Here is a 3,523-nt window from a genome sequence, read left to right as displayed (position 1 = left end):
GGTGGAGGAGTGCTTTATTCAATAGGTTGGATATATGAGAAGATAACAGGAATTGAAGGTATGGGAGGCGGAGATATAAAACTTCTTGCAATGATTGGTTCATTTACAGGTATTAAAGGCGTAATTGTAACACTCTTTTCGGGCTCGCTGTTGGGAAGTATCTTCGGTTTGGTTATAATTCTCTTTTTAGGAAAAGATAGAAAATATCCAATACCTTACGGCATATTTTTGTCATTTGGTGCTTTAATATTTATTCTATTTGGCAATGACATTGTTTCTTTCTATTTAAATTTGAGATGATTGCCTAAATGACATTGACATAGGAATTAATACTTGATGAATTGTTATTCGGTGAGATATTTGAGAATGCTAAGTGCATAGATAACTGCTGTATCAGCGCTTAAAATGTGATCCCCCAATGATGCAGAAATAAAACCACTGCTCATAAAACTTTTTGCTTCCGATTCAGTAAAGCCTCCTTCCGGGCCTATTGCTATGACAATTTTTTGGTTCTTTTTGCCTATCTTATTATGAAGAATATCTTTCATTCTTTTTTGTTCTCTTTCCCATAGAAGAATTTTTCTATTGGCGTCTGCAATTTTTGGTAGGGCTTCATTAACAGGTAAGGGATGGAATATTTTGGGCACATAAACGCGGCGTGATAGTGCACATGCTTCGATTGCAATCTTTTCCCATCTCTTTTTTTTTTCTTCTTCTTTCCCATTATTTATTTTTACCTGTGTGCGTTCGCATTTTAGAGGAATAATTTCAGAAACACCCAGTTGGACAGCTTTTTCTATGGAGGATTCCATCTTGTCTTTTTTCAAAATTCCAAGAAGAAGAGAAAATTTATTTGTTTCATTGTAAGAATGCGTTTTTTTAGTGATAATTTTGCAGGTGCATAGATTTTTGCTGAATGATTCGGCAATAGTTTCATATTCAGTGCCTGACCCGTCAAAGAAAATTAGCTTGTCTCCCTTTTTTGACCTTAAAACATGTGATATTTTGTGGAATGCATCTTTGTCGGCAATGATTAAATTATCTTCTATTTTATCCTTTTCTATGTATATTCTTGGAATAGTCATTTCCTATTTTCTTGAAAGAAGAATGCCTCTCCATTCATTTTCTCTGAATGTTTTTTCTTTAAAAAAATTTTCGCTTATGAATTTATTTTTCAAGAATTCTTTATCCTGGCCTTTGATAATGCCGGAAACGGCAAGCATCCCTTTCTTTTCAACAAGCATTGGCAGATAGGAGGAGATAGATATAAGCTCATTTAATACCATATTTACGGCAACGAAAGTGAAGCATTCATTTTTTACAATCTTTGGACTGCCGCAAAGAATTTTGATATTTTCCTCGAGTTTGTTCAGTTTCAAATTGTATTTAGCATTTTTTATTGCCTCTTTGTCAATATCAAAACCCTTGACTCTTTTAAATCCCAATTTATATGCTGCAATAGAAAGGATGCCCGAGCCACATCCAATATCGAGAAAAGAATCCAAATTTTTCATTTTTTGATTCAAAACAATATACTCAATGATTTTGAGGCAGAGTCTCGTAGATTCATGCGTCCCTGTGCCGAATGCCATCCCCGGATAGATGACTATATTGATTCTTTTTTTTCTGTCAGAATATTCAGTCCAAGGAGGCGAAATTAGAAGTTTTTTCCCAACCCTTACCGGTTTAAAATGTGATGCCCAATTGCATCCCCATTTTTTGTCCATTAACTTTTTTTTGTTAACCGTTATTTTTAATCCTTTACAGTTTCTCTTTGATGTCAATTCATTAAGTTTATTTTTGATGTTTTTGAATTTTTCATCAAAGTCGTTTTGAGCAAAAAAAGCTTGAAGGGAAAGTCTATTTTTTGAATTTCGATAAGATTTTTCAATAATGCCGTTGGTCATTTCCTCTGCAAGTATGCAAGAGACATCATCTTTTAGATAAGAAGGGATGACAATAGAAACCTGCCACCAGAATGGAGATTCAGATTCTTCCACTTTTTTCAAGTTCACGGAAAAGTGAGATTTCTTTTTCTGTAAGGTTTTGAGGCGTTGTTACAATTAATTTTACAAATTGACTTCCACGCTTGTTGTTTTTCCCAATAATTCCTTCACCTTTTATTTCAATTCGTTCACCACTTTGTGTACCGGCGCGAATTTTTATTTTTTTCTCTCCATTGAGTGTTGGGACGGAAATTACACCACCTAGGGCCGCTTTAGTAAATGAAATAGGTACTTCACAATTAATGTCGTTGCCATTGCGTTTAAAGAACTCATGCTCTAAAACATTTATATAGAGATATAAGTCGCCTGCTTTTCCTCCTCTTATTCCAACATTTCCTTTATTAGAAATTCTTAAGCTGCTTTTTGATTCTATTCCTGGTGGAATCTTAAAGGTTTTCTTGATTTTCTTTTTAACACGACCATCTCCGTTACAATTGTGGCATGGATTCTTTATGATGAATCCATCGCCTTCACATTCCCGACAAATCCTCTGTACTTTGAAAAAGCCATGCTCATATTCAATAATTCCTACACCTGCGCACGAAGGGCAAAGGGATTTATCCTTTTCATATATAGCTCCACTGCCGTTGCAGAGAGTGCATTTACGAAAAGCATCATATTCAATGGTTTTTTTGGTGCCAAAAGCCGCTTGGTGAAGAGTAATGTCAGTGGTTAATTTGATGTCTCCGCCCTTCTTCTTTTTTAAAATATCCTTTTTATTATAAAATCCTACGAAATCATTGTAGATGTCATTAAAGAGAGAGCTGAAACCATTGAAACTCCTTTTATATACTTCAAAGACATCATTTGAAATATTGCCTTTTGAAGAAAGAAGAAGCGCATTGTATTCCTTTCTCTTTTTCGCATCGCTTAAAACTTCGTAAGCAGCGGCTACTTCAAGAAAGCGATTAATGTATTTTTTGCTCCCATTGTTTTTATCTGGATGAAATTTAATTGCTAATTTGCGATATGCGCGTTTTATTTCGCTTTCTGTGGCATCATGGCTGACGCCAAGTATTTCATAGAAGTTTCTATTTTCCATTATATCCTACTGAAATGATTGGTTATTAATTTTGCAGTCAGCGCAACAAGGGGTATAAGCTCAGAATAATCCATCCTTTTAGGTCCCACAATACCTAATGTTCCCAAAGTTTTTTCACCTGTTGAATAGGTTGAAGCAATTACGCTTATATCCTCCATTTTTTCGATAGAAGATTCTGCTCCAATGTAAATTGCAACCCCCTTTTCTTGGAGACACTTGTTTAGAAGTTTCAGAATAGCGCTTTTTTCTTCAAATGCCTTTAGAAGAAGCTTCAGCTCCTCGATATCTGTAAAATCTGGTTTTTCCAATATGTTTGAAGTGCCGTGATAATAAATGTCCGCACTCTCATCTTTATCGAAAGCAACTTTGCACATAGCCATAGCTTTGTTAATTATCCTGTCAAATTTTTCTTTTTCTTTTAAAAGCATATTTTCAAGAGATAATTTTATTTCTATAAGGCTATAACCTCTAAAAG

At 34.7% G+C, this 3,523-nt stretch carries 5 protein-coding genes; 1 reads left to right on the top strand and 4 read right to left on the bottom strand.

The window, feature by feature from the left end; genetic code table 11:
• A partial coding sequence (locus D6734_11815; GenBank protein RMF92658.1) for a prepilin peptidase occupies positions 1 to 300 on the top strand: 300 nt, incomplete at its 5' end.
• A gap of 44 nt (positions 301 to 344) precedes the next feature.
• Here the strand turns inward: D6734_11815 and D6734_11810 are convergent.
• The 4 genes from D6734_11810 to D6734_11795 all read right to left on the bottom strand — a co-directional run.
• Complete coding sequence (locus tag D6734_11810; protein RMF92657.1) at positions 345 to 1,085, bottom strand: 16S rRNA (uracil(1498)-N(3))-methyltransferase; 741 nt, start codon at positions 1,083 to 1,085, stop codon at positions 345 to 347.
• A gap of 3 nt (positions 1,086 to 1,088) precedes the next feature.
• On the bottom strand, positions 1,089 to 2,009 hold the full coding sequence (locus D6734_11805; GenBank protein ID RMF92656.1) for a 50S ribosomal protein L11 methyltransferase: 921 nt from the start codon (positions 2,007 to 2,009) through the stop codon (positions 1,089 to 1,091).
• Complete coding sequence (gene dnaJ / locus D6734_11800; GenBank protein RMF92655.1) at positions 1,987 to 3,048, bottom strand: molecular chaperone DnaJ; 1,062 nt, start codon at positions 3,046 to 3,048, stop codon at positions 1,987 to 1,989. Before dnaJ ends, D6734_11805 begins: the two co-directional genes overlap by 23 nt.
• Positions 3,048 to 3,523 (bottom strand): heat-inducible transcriptional repressor HrcA (locus D6734_11795; protein RMF92654.1); only part of this gene is annotated, 476 nt, incomplete at its 5' end. The genes D6734_11795 and dnaJ, both read right to left, overlap by 1 nt.

The organism is Candidatus Schekmanbacteria bacterium (genome assembly GCA_003695725.1).
GTDB lineage: Bacteria > Schekmanbacteria > GWA2-38-11 > GWA2-38-11 > J061 > J061.
Note: the sequence above shows the minus strand (reverse complement) of the source record. Positions and strands in the feature narration are given on the sequence as shown.

Excerpts from the sequence above, each read along its gene's own strand:
- dnaJ (RMF92655.1), bottom strand. The coding sequence starts at position 3,048 with ATGGAAAATAGAAACTTCTATGAAATACTTGGCGTCAGCCATGATGCC.
- D6734_11810 (RMF92657.1), bottom strand. The coding sequence starts at position 1,085 with ATGACTATTCCAAGAATATACATAGAAAAGGATAAAATAGAAGATAAT.